Source organism: Streptomyces sp. NPDC012510, assembly GCF_042955065.1.
In the GTDB taxonomy this organism is placed as follows: Bacteria; Actinomycetota; Actinomycetes; order Streptomycetales; family Streptomycetaceae; genus Streptomyces.
The window spans coordinates 80,970-104,829 of sequence record NZ_JBIBEN010000018.1; the positions used below are offsets into that span (position 1 = coordinate 80,970).

At 69.7% G+C, this 23,860-nt stretch carries 17 protein-coding genes; 10 read left to right on the forward strand and 7 right to left on the reverse strand.

The genetic code is table 11. The features are described 5' to 3' along the window. Positions 1 to 19: 19 nt before the first annotated feature. The 3 genes from ACFY9I_RS29720 to ACFY9I_RS29730 all read right to left on the reverse strand — a co-directional run bounded on the left by ACFY9I_RS29720 (position 20) and on the right by ACFY9I_RS29730 (position 5,654). The gene (locus ACFY9I_RS29720; protein WP_391007113.1) at positions 20 to 3,376 is read right to left on the reverse strand and encodes an NACHT domain-containing protein; all 3,357 of its coding nucleotides are present in this window, start codon (positions 3,374 to 3,376) and stop codon (positions 20 to 22) included. Positions 3,377 to 3,624: 248 nt separating this feature from the next. Next, on the reverse strand, positions 3,625 to 5,100 hold the full coding sequence (locus ACFY9I_RS29725; RefSeq protein WP_391007114.1) for an FG-GAP-like repeat-containing protein: 1,476 nt from the start codon (positions 5,098 to 5,100) through the stop codon (positions 3,625 to 3,627). A 281-nt stretch (positions 5,101 to 5,381) separates the two neighbouring features. Then, positions 5,382 to 5,654 (reverse strand): GntR family transcriptional regulator, encoded by a 273-nt coding sequence (locus ACFY9I_RS29730; RefSeq protein ID WP_391007115.1) that lies wholly within the window; start codon positions 5,652 to 5,654, stop codon positions 5,382 to 5,384. 425 nt (positions 5,655 to 6,079) lie between these two features. On the opposite strand from ACFY9I_RS29730, the gene ACFY9I_RS29735 reads away from it, so the two are divergent. Further along, positions 6,080 to 6,367, forward strand: a complete 288-nt coding sequence (locus tag ACFY9I_RS29735) for a hypothetical protein (protein ID WP_391007117.1) — start codon at positions 6,080 to 6,082, stop codon at positions 6,365 to 6,367. A gap of 87 nt (positions 6,368 to 6,454) precedes the next feature. Here the strand turns inward: ACFY9I_RS29735 and ACFY9I_RS29740 are convergent, their stop codons facing one another. Beyond that, a complete protein-coding gene (locus ACFY9I_RS29740; protein ID WP_391007118.1) occupies positions 6,455 to 8,776 on the reverse strand; it encodes a heterodisulfide reductase-related iron-sulfur binding cluster in 2,322 nt (773 codons plus the stop codon). A 276-nt stretch (positions 8,777 to 9,052) separates the two neighbouring features. Here ACFY9I_RS29740 and ACFY9I_RS29745 point away from each other — a divergent pair, with 276 nt between their 5' ends. The 5 genes from ACFY9I_RS29745 to ACFY9I_RS29765 all read left to right on the forward strand — a co-directional run bounded on the left by ACFY9I_RS29745 (position 9,053) and on the right by ACFY9I_RS29765 (position 14,791). After that, complete coding sequence (locus ACFY9I_RS29745; protein ID WP_391007120.1) at positions 9,053 to 10,240, forward strand: undecaprenyl/decaprenyl-phosphate alpha-N-acetylglucosaminyl 1-phosphate transferase; 1,188 nt, start codon at positions 9,053 to 9,055, stop codon at positions 10,238 to 10,240. A gap of 341 nt (positions 10,241 to 10,581) precedes the next feature. After that, a complete protein-coding gene (gene dnaK / locus ACFY9I_RS29750) occupies positions 10,582 to 12,432 on the forward strand; it encodes a molecular chaperone DnaK (RefSeq protein WP_391007122.1) in 1,851 nt (616 codons plus the stop codon). Next, complete coding sequence (grpE, locus tag ACFY9I_RS29755; protein WP_391007124.1) at positions 12,429 to 13,121, forward strand: nucleotide exchange factor GrpE; 693 nt, start codon at positions 12,429 to 12,431, stop codon at positions 13,119 to 13,121. Before dnaK ends, grpE begins: the two co-directional genes overlap by 4 nt. Before the next feature lie 42 nt (positions 13,122 to 13,163). Continuing rightward, complete coding sequence (dnaJ, locus tag ACFY9I_RS29760; RefSeq protein ID WP_391007126.1) at positions 13,164 to 14,333, forward strand: molecular chaperone DnaJ; 1,170 nt, start codon at positions 13,164 to 13,166, stop codon at positions 14,331 to 14,333. Between the two features lie 5 nt (positions 14,334 to 14,338). Beyond that, entirely contained in the window at positions 14,339 to 14,791 is a 453-nt protein-coding gene (locus ACFY9I_RS29765) for a heat shock protein transcriptional repressor HspR (protein ID WP_391007293.1), read from the forward strand. Between the two features lie 241 nt (positions 14,792 to 15,032). On the opposite strand, the gene ACFY9I_RS29770 is transcribed toward ACFY9I_RS29765, so the two are convergent. Continuing rightward, positions 15,033 to 17,108, reverse strand: a complete 2,076-nt coding sequence (locus ACFY9I_RS29770) for a PA14 domain-containing protein (RefSeq protein WP_391007128.1) — start codon at positions 17,106 to 17,108, stop codon at positions 15,033 to 15,035. Positions 17,109 to 17,328: 220 nt separating this feature from the next. Here ACFY9I_RS29770 and ACFY9I_RS29775 point away from each other — a divergent pair, with 220 nt between their 5' ends. The 4 genes from ACFY9I_RS29775 to ACFY9I_RS29790 all read left to right on the forward strand — a co-directional run bounded on the left by ACFY9I_RS29775 (position 17,329) and on the right by ACFY9I_RS29790 (position 21,745). Beyond that, positions 17,329 to 17,763 carry a Uma2 family endonuclease gene (locus ACFY9I_RS29775; protein ID WP_391007130.1) on the forward strand — a complete coding sequence of 145 codons (435 nt, stop codon included), beginning with the start codon at positions 17,329 to 17,331 and terminating at the stop codon, positions 17,761 to 17,763. Between the two features lie 295 nt (positions 17,764 to 18,058). Further along, positions 18,059 to 18,562, forward strand: a complete 504-nt coding sequence (locus ACFY9I_RS29780; protein ID WP_391007132.1) for a hypothetical protein — start codon at positions 18,059 to 18,061, stop codon at positions 18,560 to 18,562. A 486-nt stretch (positions 18,563 to 19,048) separates the two neighbouring features. Next, positions 19,049 to 20,221 carry a substrate-binding domain-containing protein gene (locus ACFY9I_RS29785; RefSeq protein WP_391007134.1) on the forward strand — a complete coding sequence of 391 codons (1,173 nt, stop codon included), beginning with the start codon at positions 19,049 to 19,051 and terminating at the stop codon, positions 20,219 to 20,221. A gap of 462 nt (positions 20,222 to 20,683) precedes the next feature. After that, on the forward strand, positions 20,684 to 21,745 hold the full coding sequence (locus tag ACFY9I_RS29790; protein WP_391007136.1) for a LuxR C-terminal-related transcriptional regulator: 1,062 nt from the start codon (positions 20,684 to 20,686) through the stop codon (positions 21,743 to 21,745). Here ACFY9I_RS29790 and ACFY9I_RS29795 read toward each other — a convergent pair. Together ACFY9I_RS29795 and ACFY9I_RS29800 are read right to left on the reverse strand one after the other, a co-directional pair. After that, the gene (locus tag ACFY9I_RS29795; RefSeq protein ID WP_391007137.1) at positions 21,702 to 22,703 is read right to left on the reverse strand and encodes a LuxR C-terminal-related transcriptional regulator; all 1,002 of its coding nucleotides are present in this window, start codon (positions 22,701 to 22,703) and stop codon (positions 21,702 to 21,704) included. The genes ACFY9I_RS29790 and ACFY9I_RS29795 overlap by 44 nt on opposite strands. Positions 22,704 to 22,743: 40 nt before the next feature. Then, the gene (locus tag ACFY9I_RS29800; RefSeq protein ID WP_391007139.1) at positions 22,744 to 23,751 is read right to left on the reverse strand and encodes a helix-turn-helix transcriptional regulator; all 1,008 of its coding nucleotides are present in this window, start codon (positions 23,749 to 23,751) and stop codon (positions 22,744 to 22,746) included. Between the last annotated feature and the right edge of the window lie 109 nt (positions 23,752 to 23,860).

Below are 23,860 nucleotides of genomic sequence, written 5' to 3' on the forward strand. Positions count from 1 at the left end.
CGAGACGGGTGAGCGGACGCTAGGGGCGGGTGCGGGTGAGGAGGAGGATCTGGTTGGGGAGGTCCTCGCCCGGGGCGGGGTGGTCGAGTGTGGTCAGGCTGTGCCATGCCAGGTACAGGAGGGTGCGGGGTTCCCGGACGTCATGGCGTACCCGTGACAGGGACGAGACGGCGGCCAGGACCGCTGTGCGGGCGCAGGCCAGGCCTCGGGTGTCCGAGGACGCCCTCCGGTCCCGTAGGGCGGTGAGCAGGTCCGCGGCGGTGTCGACGGCCGTGCGCGCCTGGTCGTCCACGTGGTCGGCGACGCCGGCCTCCTGGAGGAGGGTGCGGGCACGGTGCACGCAGGTGGCGGGGTCTTCCGTGGCGCGCAGTGCGAAGGAGTCCCAGTCGGCTGTCTCCCTCAGATGGCTGTCGAGGTTCGCGAGGACCGAGGGCCCGGTGGCCAGACGGGGAGGTGACATGCGGATCAGGGTCCGGAGCGCGGTGAGAGCGGGGTGCAGGATCTGGGCATGGTGGTGTCGGTCGGGGTCGAGGACCAGGTCGAGGGCGAGCAGCGGTTCCGGGGTGGGGCGGAAGTCGTGGCCGAGGTAGACGGCGGGGCTGCCGTCCGGGCTCATGACGGGATCGAGCCCCGGGAGGAGGTGGGGTGCGAGGTCGAGCGTGCGGGCGCGGGTCAGGACGTGGTCGCGGTCGGGGAGGGAGTCGGCGGTGAGATCGGGCGCGCGGGCGGGGTCGAGGTGCCGGGCGGTGGTCAGGGCTCGGGCGCGGGCGAGGCCGAGCACGTCGGTGAAGCTCTGGTAGGGCGGGTAGGGCCCTTGGTCGTCCGGTCCGAGGGCGTCGTCGATGCCGACGAGGCCGAGTTCCAGGCGGAGGAAGGAGTTGGGGGTGAGGGCGTCGGCGAGGCGGCGGACGCGTTCGAGTTCGCGCTCGCCGCCGAGGCTCGGGAGGGAGGAGGTGTCGAAGGTGTGCTGGCTGACTGTGGCGGGGGCGAAGTCGGGGTGGACACCGCGCACCATGTCGACGGTGCGGGTGAGTGCGAGGTCGAGGGTGAGCGCGGTGGCCAGGGCCAGGGGGAATTCCAGCGGCGAGGGGCCGGACGGGTCACGCAGTTCGGAAACGTGTGCGATGGCGCGGTCGAGGACGCGGGCCCAGCTCTCCACCCGGGCGCGCTGGGCCGGTTCCATGCCCAGGAGTTCGAGGTAGGGGGTGAGGTGCTGTCGGTCGGTGACCGGGAGCGTGGGCAGCAGCGCGGGGTCGTGCGCGTAGGGCCACGCGACGTTCGGTGGCGCGTGGAGGACGGTGCCGGTGTCGTCCTGGGCCCAGACCGTGTGCCGGGTGAGGTCCGCGGCCATGGCGGCCGCGGGGTCGCGCAGTTCGTCCGGGGTGGGCAGCCGGTAACAGCCGTCTCCGGTGATGTGGTTGAGCCATTCGACGAAGCGTTCGGCGTCTCCGGCCTGCATGCCGACCATGGCGTGCGTCCCGTCGTGGCCGTCCTCCAGGAGGCCGGGGCCTGAGCGCCAGCGGTTCAGGCCGTCCGGGTCGGGGTGGAAGCGGCCGGCCTCGTGTTCATAGCGGACGAAGTACCGGTAGAGGGAGTGGGGGACGGGGTGCGCGCACAGGGCGGTGGTGTCGTCGAGCTGGATCGCCTCCCGAAGGGTCTGGGTGGCCCAGATCCCGATGAGGAGGCGCGAGCGGTGAGGGGAGGCGAGGGTTGCGTCGTTGATCCGGTGTGAGAGTCGGTCCCGGACCTCCGGGTCGACGGTCCTGGCCTGGTCCTCGCACTCGAAGGCCAGGGCCAGCGCGGGGACGGTGTCCCGGTCCAGGCAGGCGGTGATCACGAGCGTGGCGTCGTTGGCGGCGGACCAGAGCAGGGTGGTCTCACGCCACCACGGGTCGTCGACGTTCGCCGTCAGTACGGACGTGTCGGCGCGGGGGGTACTGAGCTGGGCGGCGGCCAGGTACTCCTGCAGGGTCAGATGGGCGAAGCCGTAGACACCGTGTTCGCGTTCGACGATCAGGCCGCTCTTCCGGGCCTCCTCCAGGAACACCTCGGGGGCGACCTGGCCCGGGATCTGACGCAGGGGCCGGCGGATCGCTCTGGCCGCTTCGCGCGCCGACCAGTCCCTGACCCTCGCCTTCATCATGGCCAGCGCCAGGTGCTGGGCCACATGCTGCTTGTGCGGCCCGGTGAGGCCGGTGGCGTCGCGCAGGCCCCGCGCCTCGGAGCGGCGGTGCAGCAGGACGTCGCACATCTCCGCGTACAACTCCGCGCGGCTTCCCGGTAGTTGGCCGCGATAGCGGTGCACGTTCGCGGTCATTGTCAGCAGCAGCGGGTTGGACGCCAGGTCGTACAGTGCCGCCTGTCTGCGCAGCCGGGACAGCAGGTCGTCGGCGCTCCGGTCCGCGGCTGCCCGTATCTCCTGCCGGGTGCCTTCCCGGGCGCGGCTCTCCGTGGCGAAGGACCACTGGCGCAGGAACCGTTCGATCTGCTGCCAGGTGAAGCGGCGGACCTGGAGCACCTCCGCGCCCGGGAGGGGGTTCGACTCGTAGCCGTGGGGGCGGGAGGTCACGACGTACGTGTTGCGGGGATGCCGTTGGATCTGGCGGCCGACCCAGGCCACGACCCGGCTCCGGTCCGCCGGGTCGGCGACCTCGTCCAGGCCGTCCAGCAGCACCACGCAGCCACCGCGATCGAGGCGGCGGTGCAGCCAGCGGACGGAGACCCGGCCTTCCAGCCAGCCGGCCGAGCCCGCCACGGCGGCGAGCGTCGGAGGTTCGTCGGACAGCAACGCCGTGGCGTGGTCCCGCAGATACAGCAGCACCGGCAGCCGTCGCCGCCACGGGCGCCAGCGGTGTTCACACAGTTCGAGGGCGGTGTTCCGGGCCAGCGTCGTCTTGCCCGAGCCGGGGCCGCCGATGACCGCGAGGACGCGGGACCGCTCGTCGCGTTCGGCGTCCCGGAGCACCGACTTCAGGCTGCGGCGTTCCCCGCCGGGCATGGATCCCAGGTACGGCTCCCTCGCGGCGGCGTGCAGGGTCTGCGGTACGACGCTGACATCCACGTACACCTGGCGCATCCGGAACACGAACTCGCTCTGGGTGGCGACGCCGACGGTCTCCATGTCCCGGACGCTGGCCCGCAGTTGTCGCAGATAGACCCTGCGGCGGCCGTGTGCGGGTTCCTCGGAAGGGGCGGCGGCGGTGGTGGCGGTGCCCAGTTCCGAGCAGAGCAGACTGAGGACCGCCACGGCCAGTGAGGCGTACAGCCAGGTCCAGCTGAACCTTCCGTCCGACAGGACCTGGTTCGTCGCCACCCCGGCCGTGACCAACAACCCTGCCCCGGCCAGGACTCGGAGCCCACCACGCACGCCCGTCATCCGCCACCCCCGTGTCGTCCACCGTCAGTCGGGCTTCAACTCCGTACCCACTTCACCCCTGACGTATGGGGGGTGCGCCTGCGCAACGGGAGGGCTCCAGGGAGAAGGAGGGAGGAACGGATGGAATCCAGCGAGATGGAGGGGAGATGAAAGGAAGGAGGAGGGACGGAAGGAAGGACGAGGGGCGGAAGGAAGAAAGGAGGGTCCGCACCCTGCCCGGGTGCGGACCCAACTGGTGTACGGACGGGTTAGTTGGCCGCGTTGCCGCCGAACAGCGGGGCCGCGTCCGTCGAGACGCCGACCGAGGACGGCGCCAGCGAGCGCGAGCCGGTCGTGGTGATCTTCGAGCCGTTGGAGGGCAGGTAGACGACCGAGCCGTTGCCGGCGTTCTCGCCGTACGCGCCGACCGTCAGGTCCGCCTTGCCGTCGCCCGTGACGTCGGTGAGCTTGACCTCGGAGCCGAAGAAGTCGTCTCCCTCGTCCGAGCCGGGGACGCCCGCCGTGGACTGGGCGAAGTACTGGTAGCCGGAGGACGTGTTGACGCCGGAGCCCGAGCCGTAGAGGACCGTCACCGCGCCGGTGTTGACGACGCCGTTCAGGTTCTCGCCGGCCGCGCCCACCACCAGGTCCTGGAAGCCGTCGCCGTTGATGTCGCCGAGTGAGATCTCGTTGCCGAAGAAGTCGCCGCGCTCGGAGGAGCCGGGGACGTTGCCGGAGTTCTGGGTGACCGAGGTGGCCCCCGCCGGGCCGGCGGCCGAGCCGTAGACGATGTGGACCTTGCCACCGGTGGCGGACTCGGGCACGGAGGGCTCGCTGCCGTCCTTCGACGGGTCCCACTCGGAGCCGGTCACGATGTCGCCGTAACCGTCGCCGTTGACGTCACCGATGCCGGTGATGATGCCGGGCTTCAGCTTCTGCGCGGACGCTGCCTTCAGACCGGTGGCCGTGCCGGGTACGTAGTAGTTGGCGTTCCAGCCGTACGCGCTGTCCGTCTCGAAACCGTCGACGATCAGGTCGGTCCGCTTGTCGCCGTTGACGTCGCCCGCGGTGAGGTTGAGCGGGCCCGTGCCGCTGCCGGACATGATGGGCGGCTTGACGGTGTAACGGCCGCCCGCGGTGCCGGACTTGGCGATGCCGCCCTTGAAGACGTGGATCGTGGACGACGTGGCCCCGACCGCGAGGTCCTCCTTCCCGTCGCCGTCGAAGTCACCGGCGGCCAGGGACTTGCCCCACTTGTCGTGGGACGAAGGCGCCGGGTCGTTGATCGTCGTGGCGCCGGACAGGCCCTTCGACGAACCCCACACGATGGCGACCGTGCCGCCGTCCGTGTCGCCGGACACGTCCTCCAGGTACGCCGAGACGGCGAGGTCGTCGTATCCGTCGCCGTTGAAGTCGGCGTACGCGCTGACCCAGCCGAACCCGTCGTTCGTCTCGGCGCTGCCGGGCACACCGGTCGTGTTCTGGCTGATCGTGGTGCGCTTCGTGGACGTCACACCGCTGGCCGAGCCGTACAGGGCGACGATCTGACCCGCGCCCTTCTTGCCGCCGACGGTGGCGCTCCCGGCCGCGTACGCGACGTCGCCGAAGCCGTCGTTGTTGAAGTCCGCCACGGGGTGGTGGACGGAGTCGGCCGCCGTCGCCGTCACGGCCGAGAACGTGAGCAGACCGCCCGTCAGCGCGACCGCGGAGGCCGTCGCGAGGGCGAGTCGCAGATGCTTGTGCATGCGGGAATCTCCTGCCGCATGCGGACGCCTGGCAGACGTCCGCAGTCAAATGGGGTGCCCTTTCTGTCCGCGTTCACCCCGGATTGACCTGGGGTTCACGGGCAAGCAGGCGAACAGGAGACTGACGGAGGTGGGGTTGGGTTGTACGGGACCCCTGAGAAATTTGAGAAATCGCGAGATCGGCGGAACGGCAGGGGTGCCGGGGCGCTCTTCATTGGTATTGGCTGATATCAGCCAATGCGGCCTGAGCGGCGAGAAGGCGGCGCGTGACCGAACCTTGGTCAGTCGCGGGGTTCGGGGGAGGGCGGCAGGGGGTCGGTGACGAACCAGCCCCGCTGAGGTACGGCGTACACCCAGCCTTCGTCGGCCAGCAGGCCGAGCCCTCGCCGTACGGTCGTCCGAGCGATCCCGTACCGCTGCACGAGCTGGGCTTCACTCGGCAGCATCCGCCCGGGCTGCCAGTCGCCGCGCTGGATCTGCGCGCGGAGGATCTCGGCCAGCTGTCGGTACGGCGTCAGTGGCGCGCCGTGGTCGATCTCGGTGTCAGGGTTCATGGAGTCGACGCTAGGCAACCGGACTGATGTGCGATCTTTGAGATACGTATCGCGACGGAGCGATACAAGGCGATTCCATGAGCCAAAGAAACGCCCCGGCGGGAAGAGTGAGAGCTTCCATGCCGGGGCTGAGCCGACTGAGTAGGAGTCGACCTATGCGCAGCCTAGTGGCCGCGGTCATGAGCCTTCCTGTCTGACCGAGGAACGCACCGTGTGCCTCCGCCGCAACCACCCCTTGCCCCCGCGCCCTCGCCCGCGCCCTCGCGCCCGCTGCCGTGCCCGGGGGACGTCGTTTTCGTCGACGGGCGGTCAGTGGTCCGGCCGTACGTCCTCCTGTGGGAACGCGAGTGCGCCGAAATCGACCGGCGACGGATGGCCGTCCTCGCGACTCTTGGACAGGATTACTGCCCGTGGGAGGTGGCGGTATGAGCACGTCGTCGCGTCTGCGGAGTCTCGGCGTCGATCCGGGCACCGGCAAGGAGGCGCTCGCGGTAACGCGTCCCGGCGGCCTCCTCGACGAGCTTGCCGATGTGCAGGCGCTCAAGGCCGCCGCCGTCCTCGTCGCGGTCGTCGGGGCCGTACTGGAGGGAGGCAAGGCGTCCGACGTCGAACTCGCCGCCTTCGTAAGGCCGTTGCACGCGGCGCTCGAAGAATGCGCCGGGATCATGGCGGCTGCGGACGGTGGAGTGAAGGCGCAGAAAGCGAGGGCGTAGCGGGCTACGAGAACGGAACGTCGCGACGACGCCCCCAGGTCCGCGTGGGACCTGGGGGCGCCGAACGGCCGATCGGACTGGCCTGGGTCACTTCACCGGCTGCGGCTCCGGCTCGCTCTCCGCCTCGGCCGCGCCCGCCGGAGGCTCGTCCTCGTCCGGGGCCGGGGTCTTGACGGACTCCAGCAGGAGCTGGGCCACGTCGACGACCGTGATGGACTCCTTGGCTTTGCCCTCGTTCTTCTTGCCGTTGACCGAGTCGGTCAGCATGACGAGGCAGAACGGGCAGGCGGTGGAGACGATGTCCGGGTTGAGGGAGAGGGCCTCGTCGACGCGCTCGTCGTTGATGCGCTTGCCGATCCGCTCCTCCATCCACATCCGCGCGCCACCGGCGCCACAGCAGAACCCGCGCTCCTTGTGGCGGTGCATCTCCTGCTGACGCAGGCCGGGGACGGCGGTCATGATCTCGCGCGGCGGCGTGTAGATCTTGTTGTGGCGGCCCAGGTAGCAGGGGTCGTGGTACGTGATGATGCCCTCGACCGGGGTCACCGGGACCAGCTTGCCCTCGTCCACCAGGTGCTGGAGCAACTGGGTGTGGTGGATGACCTCGTAGTCGCCGCCGAGCTGCGGGTACTCGTTGCCGAGGGTGTTGAGGCAGTGCGGGCAGGTGGCGACGATCTTCTTGGCCGACTTCGGCTTGCGGGACTCGTCGGTGACCTTGCCGTCGTCGTCCATCTCCTCGCCGAACGCCGTGTTCAGCGCCATGACGTTCTCCATGCCGAGCTCCTGGAAGAGGGGCTCGTTGCCGAGACGGCGGGCGGAGTCACCGGTGCACTTCTCGTCGCCGCCCATGATGGCGAACGTGACGCCCGCCATGTGGAGCAGCTCCGCGAAGGCCTTGGTGGTCTTCTTGGCGCGGTCCTCCAGGGCGCCGGCGCAGCCGACCCAGTACAGGTACTCGACCTCGCTGAGGTCCTCGATGTCCTTGCCGACGACCGGGACCTCGAACTCGACCTCCTTGAGCCACTCCAGGCGCTGCTTCTTCGCCAGGCCCCAGGGGTTGCCCTTCTTCTCCAGGTTCTTGAGCATCGTGCCCGCCTCGGACGGGAACGCGGACTCGATCATCACCTGGTAGCGGCGCATGTCGACGATGTGGTCGACGTGCTCGATGTCGACGGGGCACTGCTCGACGCAGGCGCCGCAGGTGGTGCAGGACCACAGGACGTCGGGGTCGATGACGCCGCCCGTGGCCAAGCCGCTGTCGGATGCAGCCTCGACCGTCCCGATCAGCGGCCGCTCCGCCTCGGCGAGGGCGGCGGCGGGCACGTCCTTGAGCTGCTCCTCGGACGCCTTCTCCTCGCCCTCCATGCTCTTGCCGCCACCCGCCAGCAGGTAGGGGGCCTTGGCGTGGGCGTGGTCGCGCAGCGACATGATCAGCAGCTTCGGGGAGAGCGGCTTGCCGGTGTTCCAGGCCGGGCACTGCGACTGACAGCGACCGCACTCGGTGCAGGTGGAGAAGTCGAGGATGCCCTTCCAGGAGAACTGCTCGACCTGGGAGACGCCGAAGACGTCGTCGTCACCGGGGTCGGTGAAGTCGATCGGCTTGCCGCCGGAGGTCATCGGCTGCAGGGCACCCAGCGCCGTCGCGCCGTCGGCGTTGCGCTTGAACCAGATGTTCGGGAAGCCGAGGAAGCGGTGCCAGGCGACACCCATGTTGGTGTTCAGCGAGACCACGATCATCCAGATCAGCGAGGTGCCGATCTTGATCATCGCGGTGAGGTAGACCAGGTTCTGCAGGGTGCTCGGGTCGAGGTCCTTGAAGGCCAGGACCAGCGGGTACGAGGCGAAGTACCCGGCCTCGTAGTGGTCCACGTGGTGGATGGCGCCCTCGAGGCCGCGCAGGGTGTAGATCGCGAGGCCGATGGTGAGGATGACGTACTCGACGAAGTAGGCCTGCCAGGCCTTGGAACCCGCGAAGCGCGACTTGCGGCCGGCCCGGGAGGGCAGGTTGAGCAGCCGGATGGCGATGAGGACGAGGATCCCCAGGGTCGTCATCACGCCGATGAACTCGATGTACATCTCGAACGGCAGGAAGCCGCCGATGACCGGCAGCATCCAGTCCGCCTGGAAGAGCTGGCCGTACGCCTGGGCGAGGGTCGGCGGCAGCGTCAGGAAGCCGATCGCGACGAACCAGTGCGCGAAGCCGACGATCCCCCACCGGTTCATCCGGGTGTGGCCGAGGAACTCCTTGACCAGGGTGATCGTGCGCGCCTTCGGGTTGTCGGTGCGGCTGCCCGCCGGCACCGGCTGACCGAGCTTCACGAACCGGTAGATCTGCGCCACGGCTCGGGCGATGAGGGCGACGCCGACCACGGTCAGGACCAGCGACACGATGATCGCGGCGAGTTGCATTGGGGGCTCCTCGGGCCTGCGAGGGTTTCGTCCGGGGTACCCGCCGGGCGCCTCGGAGATCATTACTAAGCGGTAACTTATGCAGTCCGTCTGAGACTACCCAGTTCTCCAGCCGCACTGTAGCCAGACGGGCGGTGATCTGCGTCGCTGAGGGTTACCTGAGTGGCGCGGCGGGGCCCACCCGAGTGCGCCCTGTGGGCCCCCGGGCGAACATGCCATTTCAAAACGATCGTGTTATTCATGAGAAATTGTGACATTCAGGCCTAACTTGGATCCGTGCTGTACGGAATCCTCGCCGCTGCCTCCGCCCTGTTGCTGACCGCCGTGCTGTCGGCGGCCGTGCGTGTGCCCGCGCTGCGGCTCGGGATCGTGGAGCGGCGGCGGGGGCGGGGGGTGCCGGTGGTCGGGGGCGTCGCCGTGATGGCCGGGGTGGGCGGTGTGGCCTGCATGGGGGAGTGGAGCGGGGTCGCTCCGCTGGGGAGCGAGGCCGGGACGCTGGTCGTGGTCGGGGCCGGGCTGGGGGTGCTCGGGCTGATCGGTGATGTGTGGCGGCTGCCCTTCGTGGTGCGGACGGCCGGGGTCGTCCTCGCCGCCGCGCTGGTCGTGCCCTACCGCGAACTGGGAGTGCTGGGCGGGCTGCTTGGGGTCCTCTGGGTGGTCTTCGTGGTGCACGGGTTCAAGGGGATGGGGCGCTCCGACGGGGTGCTCGGGGTGGTCGGCGCCGTCACCGCGTTCGCGCTCAGCGGGTGCGCGGCGGCCGAGGTCATGGACGGGCTGGCGGCGCTGTTCAGTGTGCTGGCCGCCGCGCTCACCGGGTTCCTGATGCACAACTGGCCGCCCGCGCGCGTCGTGCTCGGCACCGGCGGGGCGCTCTTCGTGGGCCTCCTCCTCGCGGGGGGTGTGCTGCATGTGTACGCCGTCGGGTACGAGGCCGGTGTCGGCGCTCCCTTCGCCCTCACGGCCGTGGCCACCGCCGACGCCGTACTCGTCCTCGTGTCCCGCAGGCGGGCGGGGCGGGAGGTGTGGCGCGGCGGGCCCGACCATCTCGCCCACCGGCTGCGGCGGCTCGGGCTCGCGCCGCCCGGGGTGGTGCTCGTGCTGGGCGCGGCGGCGGCGGGGGCGTCCGGGGTCGGGCTCGGTATCCACATGCTGTGGACGGAGTCACGTACGGCGTGGTGGGTGGCCGGGGTCGCGGGGGTGATCGTGCTGGGCATGCTCTTCGTGCCACCCGGCCCGGCCTCCCGCCCCGCCCCGGGCCCGGCCTCCCGCCCCACCCCGGGCGCGACGGCCCGTCGTCCCCCGGGCGCGCGCCCGGCCCCGGCGGGGGCACGCCCCGTCGCAGCCACCCGCTCCCGGCCGCGCCCCATTCCGGGAGGCCGCACCCCCGACCTCCCCCTCCGGGCCCAACGGTCGCGCCCCCGGGCGGCTGCCGCCGAACTGGGACGGCGGGGATGGGCGGGGTAGCCGGGCCGCACTGCTGACCGGCCTCGGCCGTGAAACCCGTGAAGCCCGTGAAGCCCGTGAAGCCTGCCGGGCCCGTCGAACCTGGTGCAGCCGACCGGCGTGCGCCGGGCTCGGGCCGTGCGCGGCCCCTCGCAGCCTCTCCGGGGCCCCGGCAGCCTCTCCGGGGACCCCGTTCGGGCGTGCTCTTGCCCGTCCTTGGTGGAGTGTCGTCGCAGGTCAGCCGGTGGTTGCGCATAAGGAAAACATAAGAGTTGAGCCCCCTCGACTCAGCTCTGTTGACCCAGCGGTGGGCGTCATGCACACTTGAGTCCGTTCCACTCAAGTCAGCTGGAGGAATCGAAATGGCACGTGCGGTCGGCATCGACCTGGGCACGACTAACTCCGTCGTCAGCGTTCTGGAGGGCGGCGAGCCCACCGTCATCACCAACGCCGAGGGTGCCAGGACCACGCCGTCCGTCGTCGCCTTCGCGAAGAACGGTGAAGTGCTGGTCGGCGAGGTCGCGAAGCGCCAGGCGGTCACGAACGTGGACCGGACCATCCGGTCCGTGAAGCGGCACATGGGTACCGACTGGAAGGTCGAGCTGGACGGGAAGCCGTTCAACCCGCAGCAGATGTCCGCCTTCATCCTGCAGAAGCTGAAGCGGGACGCCGAGGCCTACCTGGGCGAGAAGGTCACGGACGCGGTCATCACCGTCCCGGCCTACTTCAACGACTCCGAGCGGCAGGCGACCAAGGAGGCCGGTGAGATCGCGGGGCTGAACGTGCTCCGTATCGTCAACGAGCCCACCGCCGCCGCCCTCGCCTACGGCCTCGACAAGGACGACCAGACGATCCTCGTCTTCGACCTCGGTGGCGGCACCTTCGACGTGTCGCTCCTGGAGATCGGTGACGGCGTCGTCGAGGTGAAGGCAACCAACGGCGACAACCACCTCGGTGGTGACGACTGGGACCAGCGCGTCGTCGACTACCTGGTGCAGCAGTTCCGGGCCGGTCACGGCGTGGACCTCGCCAAGGACAAGATGGCGCTGCAGCGTCTGCGCGAGGCCGCCGAGAAGGCCAAGATCGAGCTGTCCTCCTCCACCGAGACCTCGATCAACCTGCCCTACATCACCGCGTCCGCCGAGGGCCCCCTGCACCTCGACGAGAAGCTCACCCGCGCCCAGTTCCAGCAGCTGACCGCGGACCTGCTGGAGCGCTGCAAGACGCCGTTCCACAACGTCATCAAGGACGCCGGGATCGCCCTGTCCGAGATCGACCACGTCGTTCTCGTCGGTGGCTCCACCCGTATGCCCGCCGTCGCGGAGCTCGTGAAGGAGCTGACCGGCGGCAAGGAGGCCAACAAGGGTGTGAACCCGGACGAGGTCGTCGCCATCGGCGCCTCGCTCCAGGCCGGTGTCCTCAAGGGTGAGGTCAAGGACGTCCTGCTCCTCGACGTCACCCCGCTGTCCCTCGGTATCGAGACCAAGGGCGGCATCATGACCAAGCTCATCGAGCGGAACACGACGATCCCGACCAAGCGGTCCGAGATCTTCACCACCGCCGAGGACAACCAGCCGTCCGTGCAGATCCAGGTCTACCAGGGCGAGCGCGAGATCGCGGCGTACAACAAGAAGCTCGGGATGTTCGAGCTGACCGGTCTGCCGCCGGCGCCCCGCGGCGTCCCGCAGATCGAGGTGTCCTTCGACATCGACGCCAACGGCATCATGCACGTGACCGCCAAGGACCTGGGCACGGGCAAGGAGCAGAAGATGACCGTCACCGGCGGCTCCTCGCTGCCGAAGGACGAGGTCGACCGCATGCGCCAGGAGGCCGAGCAGTACGCGGAGGAGGACACCAAGCGTCGCGAGGCCGCCGAGACCCGCAACCAGGGCGAGCAGCTCGTCTACCAGACCGAGAAGTTCCTCAAGGACAACGAGGACAAGGTCCCGGGCGAGATCAAGACCGAGGTCGAGGCCGCCGTCACCGAGCTGAAGGACGCGCTCAAGGGCGAGGACACCGCCGAGATCCGCACGGCCACCGAGAAGGTCGCGGCCGTCTCGCAGAAGCTCGGCCAGGCCCTGTACGCGGACGCCCAGGCCGCGCAGGCCGCGGGTGGTCCGGAGGGCGCCGGCGACGCCGGGGCCAAGGCCGCTGACGACGACGTCGTCGACGCCGAGATCGTCGACGAGGACCGGAAGGACGGTGCCGCGTGACGGAGGAGACCCCGGGCTTCGACGAGCAGCAGCCGCAGTCGGCTCAGCCGCAGCAGCCCGACGTCCCCTCCGGCTCCGAGGACGCCGAGCCGAAGGCCGCCCCCAAGGAGGGGGCGGCCCCGGCCGGGGACGCGGCAGCGGCGGCCCAGGTCGCCGGTCTGACGGCTCAGCTCGACCAGGTGCGTACGGCGCTCGGTGAGCGCACGGCGGACCTCCAGCGGCTCCAGGCCGAGTACCAGAACTACCGGCGCCGGGTCGAACGCGACCGGATCCAGGTCAAGGAGATCGCCATCGCGAACCTCCTGACCGAACTCCTGCCCGTGCTCGACGACATCGGGCGCGCGCGGGAGCACGGCGAACTCGTCGGCGGCTTCAAGTCCGTCGCCGAGTCCCTCGAGACCGTCGCCGCGAAGATGGGACTCATGCAGTTCGGCAAGGAGGGCGAGCCTTTCGACCCGACGATCCACGAGGCCCTGATGCACAGTTACGCGCCCGACGTCACCGAGACGACGTGCGTGGCGATTCTCCAGCCGGGGTATCGCATCGGCGAGCGCACCATCCGCCCCGCGCGGGTGGCCGTGGCCGAGCCCCAGCCGGGGGCCCAGACCGTCAAGGCGGACTCCCCGGAGACCGCGGAGGGTGCCTCCGGTGCCGACGACAAGGAGAGCGGTGGCCCGGACGAGGGCTGACGCCGACGCAGTGCACGCCCGGTGGAAGGAGGGACGTCGCGGATGAGTACCAAGGACTTCATCGAGAAGGACTACTACAAGGTCCTCGGCGTCCCCAAGGACGCCACCGAGGCCGAGATCAAGAAGGCGTACCGCAAGCTCGCCCGCGAGTACCACCCGGACGCCAACAAGGGGAACGTCAAGGCCGAGGAGCGCTTCAAGGAGATCTCCGAGGCGAACGACATCCTCGGTGACCCCAAGAAGCGCAAGGAGTACGACGAGGCCCGCGCCCTCTTCGGCAACGGCGGGTACCGCCCGGGGCCCGGCGCCGGCGGCGGCTCGTTCAACTTCGACCTGGGCGACCTCTTCGGCGGCGGCGCCCAGGGGGCGGGCGGCTTCGGCGGGGGCATCGGCGATGTCTTCGGCGGCCTGTTCAACCGGGGCAGCTCCGGCACCACGCGGGTGCAGCCCCGGCGCGGCCAGGACGTCGAGTCCGAGGTCACGCTGAGCTTCACCGAGGCCATCGAGGGCGCGACCGTACCGCTCAGGATGTCCTCGCAGTCACCCTGCAAGGCCTGTTCGGGCACCGGCGACGCCAACGGCACCCCCCGGGTGTGTCCGACGTGCGTCGGCACCGGCCAGGTCGCGCGGGGCTCCGGCGGCGGCTTCTCCCTGACCGACCCCTGCCCGGACTGCAAGGGCCGGGGCCTGATCGCCGAGCACCCCTGCGACATCTGCAAGGGCTCGGGTCGCGCCAAGTCCTCCCGCACCATGCAGGTCCGTATCCCGGCGGGCGTCTCCGACGGCCAGCGGATCCGGCTGCGCGGCAAGGGCGCGCCCGGTGAACGGGGCGGCCCGGCCGGCGACCTCTACGTGGTCGTGCACGTCGACGCGCACCCGGTGTTCGGACGCAAGGAGGACAACCTCACGGTGTCCGTGCCCGTGACGTTCGCCGAGGCGGCACTGGGCGGGGAGGTCAGGGTCCCGACCCTGGGCGGCCCGCCGGTCACCCTGAAACTGCCTCCGGGTACCCCCAACGGCCGTACGATGCGGGCCCGGGGCAAGGGCGCCTTCCGTAAGGACGGCACCCGCGGGGATCTGCTGATCACCGTCGAGGTGAGTGTTCCGAAGGACCTGTCGGGGAAGGCTCGTGACGCGCTGGAGGCGTATCGCGAGGCGACCGCGGGAGAGGACCCGCGGGCGGAGCTGTTCCAGGCCGCGAAGGGAGCATGAGTGTGATGGACGGCCGCCGTCGAAATCCCTATGAGCTGACGGAAGAGACACCGGTGTACGTCATCTCGGTGGCCGCCCAGCTCTCCGGTCTGCACCCGCAGACCCTGCGTCAGTACGACCGTCTGGGCCTGGTCTCCCCCGACCGCACCGCCGGGCGGGGCCGCCGCTACTCGGCCCGTGACATCGAACTGCTGCGCACCGTCCAGCAGTTGTCGCAGGACGAGGGCATCAACCTGGCCGGCATCAAGCGCATCATCGAACTGGAGAACCAGGTGGCCGCCCTCCAGTCGAGGATGGCCGAGATGCAGGCCGCGCTCGACGGCGCAGCCGCCGCCATGCAGCAGCGCGAGGCCGCGGTCCACGCCTCCTACCGGCGCGATCTGGTGCCGTATCAGGAGGTGCAGCAGACCAGCGCGTTGGTGGTGTGGCGGCCTAAGGGGCGCCAGCCGTCGGACTGACGGGTCGTGACGGGTCGTGACGGACGGGTCGCGACGGACGGGTCGTGTCGAGCGAAGGGCCCTGTCGGTACTCTCCGGGTACCGACAGGGCCCTTCGCGCTGTTCGCACATGCCGCGGGTGTCGCGGGTTCGCGGGTGCCGTGGTGCTGTGATGCCGTGGGTGTAGGAGTGACGTACGGCGGTCAGGTGACGCCGCTCGGTCGGTCTTCTTCGGCGTACCGGAGAAGGCGGTGTTGCCGTATCACTGAAGTCCTTCGGCGTTCGTCGGGTTCAGGGCCGCCCAGGCGTCGCCGGGGGCGGACTCGGTGCCGTCGGCGTGGAGGGCGGTCACCCAGTAGAAGTGGGTGGTGCCGGCGGCGGCCGTGGTGTCGGTGTACGACGTGCCGGTCACCGGGTCGGCGGTCAGCGGCTCGTACGCGGCGGTGGCCGGGTTCCACCGGTACACCCGGTAGCCGGTGATGTCCGGCCCGTTGTACGCGCTGGACAGCTTCCAGGTGAGGTCGACCGCGGCCCCGCCGTCGGCGGCCTCGGCGCTCACGTCGACCAGCCAGTCCGCGGGGGTCTCCACGGTGGGCCGCAGGTCGTACTCGGTGACGGTGGTGGAGGTCGCCTTGTCGGTGGACGTGTAGGTGGAGTTGCCGGACGTGTCCACCGCGTCCACGAAGTACGTGTGCTTCTCGCCGTCCTGGAGGTTCGCCGAGTCGACCAGCCGGCTGCTTCCCGCCTCGGCCCGGCCCACGTACGTGGTGCCGGTGCCGTCGTCCACCGTGCTGAGCCGGAAGACGTTGTAGTGGTCCACGTCGGCGGACGGGCTGTCGTCCCAGTCCAGGACCGTGCCGTACTCGGTGGCGGTGGCCGTGAACCCGGTGACGAGCGGCGGGGCGGTGCCGTCACCGTAGGAGTGCTGGTGCACCTGGGACGGCCCCGACTCCCGGCCGAGCGCGTCGACGGTGGTCACCCAGTACACGTAGAAACCGTCCGACGGGCTCGGCACGACCGAGGTGTCGGTGCAGGCGTAGGTGTGACGGGTGCCGTACGCGGTCTCGGTGAGTTCCGGAGCGCAGGGCACCACCCGGGAGTCGACGGTGGCGAACGTGCCGGTCGCGTCGTCGAAGCGACGCTCCTCGCGGTGGACGCGGAACTCGGTCGGCGCGTACGGCGACACCTGCCAGGCCAGGTCGACGCCGCCGCCGTCCTCCGGCCGGTTCTGCGAGCTGCTGAAGTACGGCACGGCGAGCGGCCGGGCGAACGACACCACCGACGAGTACCCGGTGTTGCCCGCCGCGTCGGTCGCCGCGACCTTGTAGTAGGAGGTCTCCCCGTAGGGGGCGGTCTCATCGGTCGCGGAGTTGCCCAGGTTCTTCGCGGCCACCTCGAACGGGCCGTCGGGCGCGCCGGAGCGCAGCAACTCGTACGTCAGCGACCCCTCGTCGGACATCCACCACAGGCTCACGCCGCTCAGCGAGGTCTCGCCGTCGACCTTCAGATCACGGACGGTCGGCGCGATCCGGTCCACCGTGGTGACGCGCTGGTCGGCGGTGCCGGTGGACACGTTGCCCGCCTTGTCGTAGGCGCGGACCTCGTAGTAGTAGATCGCGCCCGACTTCGGGAGCGTGGTGTCGGTGTACGACGTGGAGGTGGTCGTCGCCAGGTGCCAGGTGGGGAAGGAGCCGCCCTTGCCGCGCCGGTAGACGCGGTACCCGGCCAGGTCCATCTCCTTGTTCTTCGCCCAGGTGAGCTTGGCGGCACCCGTCGCCTGGTCGTACGTCACCGCCGGGGCGGTCGGGGTGAGCGGCTTGACCTTGTCGACGGTGGCCGAAGTGCGGGGCGCGTACGTGAACTTGACCTTGGCGGAGCCGGTCCAGTTGACGTAGTCGACGCGGAGGGTGTGCTTGCCGGAGGGGATGGTGACGTTGACGGTCTTGGAGACGGTCGTCGACACGTTCTTCCACAGGTCGACCTTGCGGACGCCGTCGAGGTAGACGCGGATGCCGTCCAGGCCGGAGACGGAGAACGTGAACGGGCCGCCGGAGCCGAAGTCGCGGGTCACGCTCCAGCGGACGCCGAAGTTGTTGGACGCCAGCCCGGTGGCGGGCGCGCCGGTGCCCCAGTTCTCGTCGATCGCGCTGTCGCAGTCCGTCTTCTTCGGCGTGCCGGAGAAGGTGGTGTTGCCATAGAACTGCCGCTTGAAGACGGGGGAGGCGCAGGTGACGGCCGCGTTCGCCGTCGTGGCGGTCGCGAGGAGCAGACCGCCGGTGGAGGCGAGCACGACGGCGGTGGCCGCGGCCGCCGTCGCCGTACGTCTGGCTGAGGTCATGGGGTCCTTCAGGGCGTGATGCTGCAGAGCGTGATGCCGATCGTCACCGGCGGGGGGCACCGCCGGTGACGATCAGACGTGTGAGGTGGGGGAATGGTTGTACGGGCAGGTGGGAGGGAGTGGGGTGTGGGACGTGGAGTGTGGTGGTTCGCGAGGCGAAGCCCACACTTGAGGAGGAGGTGCCACCTTGACCGCTTTTGCACAGGAGAGGCTCGAGACCATGTCCGAGGCAGGGGCTGTATTCGCGAACGGACCCAGCCCGGACGAGGCCTTGTGGCAGGTGTGGAAGGCCATGGACCCACCCGAGGGCTACCGCGGTGAGATCATTGAGGGAGCCATCGAGTTGTCGCCCACCGCCCGCCGTTCGCACGGCCTGATCGCCAATCGAGTGCGACGGGTCCTGGACCAGTTCTTGGACGGCGGCGAGTACGCCTGTTACCAGGCCGGAAACGTGATCCACAACCGTAAGGCGTGGATCCCGGACGCCTTCGTCGCTCCGGAGGACACGGAGCCCTACCGTGACAAGGACGACATGGGTGTGACCGCCGACTCCGTGCACCTCATCGTCGAAGTCGTCTCCCCGGGGAAGCGGAACCAGGACCGGGACCGGGTGAAGAAGCGGCGCGAGTACGCCCGCGCCGGCATTCCGGTGTAGGTCCTCATCGACGACCACGATGGTGAGGGCGCCGTCACGCTCTTCACCGGACCGCGTCCGGAGGCGGCCGACTGGGGGGACATCCGGCGGTTTCCCTACGGCACGGAGGTCGTCATCCCCGAAGGGCCCGCCAAGGGCTTCGTCATCGGCGAGGCGATCACGGGGCCGAAGCGGGGCTGATGACCGGTCCGCCTGGGCCGGTTTCCACAGAGCGGACGGCGCCGGGCCGCTGAACCGTCCGATGCCGGAATCCGTCTCACCAGGTGAAACGCGTACGTCGCTTGGGGAGGCACTCATGGCCATGGTCGGGCTGTTCTGGATCGCCGCGGACGGTGGTGTGTACGTCGGGGCGGAGCCGGAGGGGTACGGGTACGGGGTGCGGCTGACGCGGGACTGGGTGGAGGGGCTCGGGACCGGCCAGAGCGCCGTGTGGGGCTGGTCGGAGATCCGGTCGATCGACGTGCGGTACGTACGGATCCGGTCCGCCGCCCGGCTGCTCGGCACCACGGCCGTCGAACTCGTCACCAACGCCGTCGCGGGCGGCGGTGACGCCGCGGCCGCGTTCGAGGTGCACCTCGAGACGGCGGACCGGACCGTCGAACTGAACGCGCAGTCGGCCGCTGCTCTCGGAGGCTACGTCCAGTCCGAGTACGACCTCTCCGTCGCCCTGCTGGAGCGGATCGTCGCGGGTACGGCGGACGTGGAGACCCTCGCGGACTGGGGCCGCGCCCACGCCGCCGAGGGCACACCCCGACGCGAGCAGCGCGAGGCGCTGCTGCGGAAGTGGGCCGACGGCTGACCCGGAACCCGGCCCGGAGTCCCACAGGACGGCCGTAGTGAGGTCCACCACCCTGGGCGGGGCGCCCGCCGGAGCGAGGGCCGCACAGCCGCGGGGTGAGGGAGACGAACCCGGTCACCGTCATCGTGTGCGCGACCCGTCCTGTCCCGGGACGGGCAAGGCACGGGCAAGGCACGGGCACCGCGCTGACCTGCCGCCCCTGGCGGAATGCCCCAGCGGCGGGCGGCACGAGCCGCCTCGCCGGGAAGGCCCGGCGCCCGGCGACCGTCGTGAGATCAAGGGCTACTCACGGGAATCGGTCGGCTCCGGGGTCATGAAAGCCGAACGGGAACGCCGATGGCCCCTTGCCTTACCCTCTTCACACCGAGACCACACGAGGCTGTTGTCATCTCGTTAAGTGATTGCTCCTTGACGCTGAGGTGGTCACCGCGTTGGCTTTCAGCCATATGGGCGCAATGTTGCGCCCACGCCCGGAAGGCCCTTGATGTGAACGCCCGTACCACCAGTACTACCGGTACCACCAGCACCACCCCCCGCACGCGCATATCCCGTCGTACCCGTCTGCGCCGCACCGCCGTCGCCCTCGCCGCCTCGGCCGCGGCGGTCTCCCTCGCCTCCTGCGGGGTCGCGAACATCGGTGACGGCGCCGAGGCGAGCCCCACGAAGGGCGACGACATCACGGTGGGTGTGCTGTTCCCCGACAAGGACACCAAGCGGTACGAGCAGTTCGACTACCCCCACATCAAGAAGAAGATCGCCGAGCTCACCGACAACAAGGGCGTGACCAAGTACGCCAACGCGGACAAGGACCAGGAGACCCAGAACAGCCAGCTCGAACAGATGGTTGAGGACAAGGTCGACATCGTTATCCTCGACGCCGTGGACGCCAAGGCGGTCGCGCCGGCCGTGCAGACGGCGCACGACGCGGGCATCCCGGTCATCGCCTACGACCGCCTGGCCGAGGGGCCGATCGACGGTTACGTCTCCTTCGACAACGAGCTCGTCGGACAGGTGCAGGGCCGCTCCCTGGTGGAGGACCTGGGTGACAGCGCCGCCAACAGGATCGTCATGATGAACGGGTCCACCACCGACCCGAACGCGGCCATGTTCAAGGAGGGCGCCCTCTCCGAGCTCCAGGACAAGGTGACGATCTCCGAGACGTTCGACACCAAGGACTGGGACCCGAAGGTCGCCAAGGTCAACATGGAGAAGGCCGTCGCCAAGCTCGGCGTCGACAACATCGACGCCGTCTACGCCGCGAACGACGGCATCGCCGGTGCGGTCATCGACGTGCTGAAGACCGCCGGGGTCGCCAAGGTGCCGCCGGTCACCGGGCAGGACGCCGACCTGGACGCGGTGCAGCGGATCGTCGCGGGCGACCAGTACATGACCGTGTACAAGTCGTTCCCGCTGCAGGCGAGCGCCGCCGCCGAGATGGCCGTCGCCAAGGTCCAGGGCCGCTCCATCGAGTTCGACGCCCTCGCCAAGGACAAGGTCGACTCCCCGACCACCAAGAACATCCCGGCCCAGCTCGTGCCGCCGGTCGCCCTGACCAAGAACAACATCAAGGACACGGTCGTCCTCGACGGCATTTACACGATCAAGCAGATCTGCACCGCGGAATTCAAGGCCGACTGCGACGCGATCAAGCTGAGGTAGTCAACGAGGGGGAGGGCCGGGCCGGCGGCGCGGGGCGAGGGAGCTCGTCCGGCCGCCCCACTCCTGGCCTGCGACGAACTGGCGCAGATCTTCCTCGACACCGGTCTCCTCTACCTCGCCTGCGAGCCGGGCTTGGAGATTCCGCCCACATACACCCGCGTCGAGGCCGACGCGGGCTGCGTACTGACGAACTACGCGTGGCAGTCGCCCTTTGACGACTCCTGACCCGCGCGGCGTTCGAGTACGTCTGGACGGGGAGCGGACCGTCGCGGTCCCGCGGGACTCGTCGCCCCGTACGTCGGCGTTTTCAGCTTGTTGCAGAGCGCACTACCTGAGGGGTGGAGGAGACGGTACGAAAGGAGACGTACTCGGGCGGAAGGACGACGGAGTCATGTTGCGGAGCCCGGGCCGGCCGCGCATAGTTGCGCTGCGAAGAGGCTGGAACCGGGGGTGAATTGGGTGATGGCCGGGCACGCGACCGAGGAGCATCCGCACGGTGCCGAACGGCTCTGCGGGGCCGGGGACCGGGTGTACTCCCGAGCCGTACGGCGGGGCCGTGTCCCGCGTGCGGACGCCGACGCCGTGCCCTGTCTGCTCGAACTGGCCCTGCTGCACCCCGACCCCGACGACATGGGCTGGTTGGTGCCGACCTCCCCACAGGAGGTCATGACCCGGCTGCTGCGCAGCGTCCACGCCGAGGTCAGCGCCAGCCAGGCCCGGATGGGCGCGGCGGTCGACGCGGTGGAGTGGTACGCGGGCCTCAGCGGCTCCCGGGCCCGGCAGGCGGCGGAGAGCACGGCGATCCGGGTGCTCGACGGGCTGTCCCGGATCCGGGCGGCGATCGACGATGCCACCGACCGCTGTACGACCGAGGTGCTGACCGTGCAGCCGGGCGGCATCCGGCGCGAGGACGAGCTGCGCGAGGGGCTGCACCGGGCGTTGGCGATGTGCCGCCGGGGCGTGCGGATGCGGGACCTGTACACGCATGTGGCCCGGCATGGGCAGGGCCTGCACAACTACATGGAGATGATGGGGGAGTCGGCGGAGGCCCGCACCCTGGACGAGGTCGTGGAACGCCTCATCGTCTTCGACCGCACCGTGGCTTTCATCCCCGCGAACTCCGACCGGACCATTGCCCTGGAGGTTCGCCACCCGGCGCTGGTGGAGTACCTGGTCACGGTCTTCGAACGCCTCTGGCGCCTCGGGGTCCCGCTCGCCGAGTCCCTGCCCTCGACCGGCGTCGCGGGCATCACCCACCGGGAGCGGTCCATCGCGGCGCTGCTGGCGGAGGGCCACCAGGACGCGGTTGTCGCCGAGCGGCTCGGCATCAGCGTCCGTACCTGCCGGGCCCATATCGCCCGCCTCTCCGAACGCCTCGGCGCGGCCAGCCGTACGCAGTTGGGTGTCCGCATCGCCGAGGCGGGCCTCGCGGGGCCGCCCCGCACCACCTCGGCGGGCGACCCCCTCAGCTTGCCCGCCCCTACGGCGTCGGTTCCCTCTCCAGAATCCCCGACTGCCCGATGAGATAACCGAGTTGGGCCCGACTCTCACTGCCGAGCTGAGCCGCCAGCTTGGCGATGTGGAGGCGGGCGGTGCGGACGTTGAGGCCCAGCCGGTCGGCGATGGACGTGTCGGTGTGGCCTTGCACGAGGAGGCGGGCGATGGCGCGTTGGCGCGGGGTGATGCCGTCGATGACGGGGAGCTGGACGGCCTTGGGGTACATGGGCGTCGCCAGGTGCCAGAGACGGTCGAAGGTGGTGGCGAAGAACGAGATCAATGCGGGATGGCGGATCTCCAGGGCCATGGTCCGGTCGGGATCGGCAGGGATGAAGCCCACTCTGCGGTTGATGAGGATGAGGCGGTTGGTGACCTCGTCCAGAGTACGGGCCTCGGCGTCTCCGCGCAGTTGTGCGTAGCGGTCGAGGACGTACGGGGAGTGCCGGAGAGTGTGCGGGTAGAGCGTGCGGATGCGGGCACCCCGGCCCAGCAGAGCCTGATCGCGATCGAGAGCCACCATGTGGCCGTTCTGGTCGCGAGGGGCGTGGTAGTTGGTGTGTGGCTGGATGCACAGCAGTTCCTCGGATGCCGCGGCCATGGCCGCGGTGATGGCGCCGTTGATCTGCTCGATCCCGCTCAGCAAGGTGATCGCCGCCGGTATGCCACTGTCGGCGGGGGCCGTGCGCTGCTCCGTGATCCGCAGCAACGGCTCGAAGGCCGTCGCCAGCCGCTCCTCCCGGCGTCGTTCCTCGGCGACCCGGTCCTCGATGCCGCGCAGCAGTCGGTGCAGAGCGGTCGCGGGAGCAGCCGGCTCCAGCCAGTCGGGTTCCTCGATCGCTGGGTGCAGCAGACCGGTCCGGAGCAGACAGGGCGCCGCTGACGCCTCCTCGCCGCCCACCCGCCCTTCCCGTAATGCTCGCGCGTACAACTCGAGGCCGACCGCGCACAGTTCGTCGGCCCGATGCGTGTGGACCTCGCTGGTCACCTGTGCTCGCTTCCCTCGGCTGTCAGTGGCTCTAGGGGGTCTATCCCGGCTCCAGGATCCCCGACTGCGCTATCAGATAGCCGAGTTGGGCCCTGCTACCGCTGCCCAGCGCGGTGGCCAGCTTGGCAATGTGGGCACGGCAGGTGCGGACGTTCATGCCGAGGCGGCGCGCTATGGCCTCGTCCACGTGGCCTTCGACGAGGAGCTTGGCTATGGAGTGCTGAATGTCGGTGATGCCGTCGGGGGCCGTTTCATAGGGGGCGCCGGCGGTCAGTGGGACAGCTCGGCCCCACATGAACTCGAAGACCTTGACCAGGTAGCGCACGAGGCCTGGATGCCTGAGCTCCAGGGCGACCTGCTGGTCGTCGCGGGTGGGGATGAAAGCCACGGTGTCGTCGCAGATGATGAGGCGCTCGACCAACTCGTCGATGGTCCGGTACTCCACTTTGCCGTCGGACAACCGCGCCACGTAGGCCAGCTTCTCCGGGTTGTGTCGGGCCGTGTGTTGATAGAGCGTACGGATCCGCACACCACGTTCGATCAACGGTCTGTCACGTTCCAGCCCCTGGAGCAGGTTGCGCTCCGATATGCGGTTGCTCGGCTGGACCGTGAGCACCTCGGTCTGGCATTCGGCGGTGGCCAGGTTCAGGGCCGTCTGGATCTGCTCGCCGCCTTCCAGCACCCTGATCGCGTGCGTCGGGGTCGACACCTGCGCGCTGAGGGCCATGAAGGGCTCGAAGGCGTCACTGAGCTCGATCGACCGCCGTCGTTGCTCGGCTATCTCGCGCTCTATCGGGTTCAGCCGTTGGGCCAGTGCGACCGAAGGGGGAACGGGACGAAGCCAGTTCGCGTCATCCGGGTCGGGATGGAGAAGGGGGAACTCCATGAGGCAGGGGGCGGCTTGCACCTCCTCACGTGCGATGCGTCCCGTCCGCAGCGCGTGTGCGTAGAGACGTGCTCCCTCGTCACACAGATCAGCCACCGTGTGGGGATGTATCGCTTTAACCCGAGTTTCCACTAAATCTCCACCCCCCAGGGTCCTGAACATGCAGGAACATGATGCATCGATTATGTGGCCATGACGTGCCCGAATGAGCCATCGTCGTACTCGACGGGGGAAGAGGGGACCTTCAAGTGAGGACGAAGCCGACTATGCG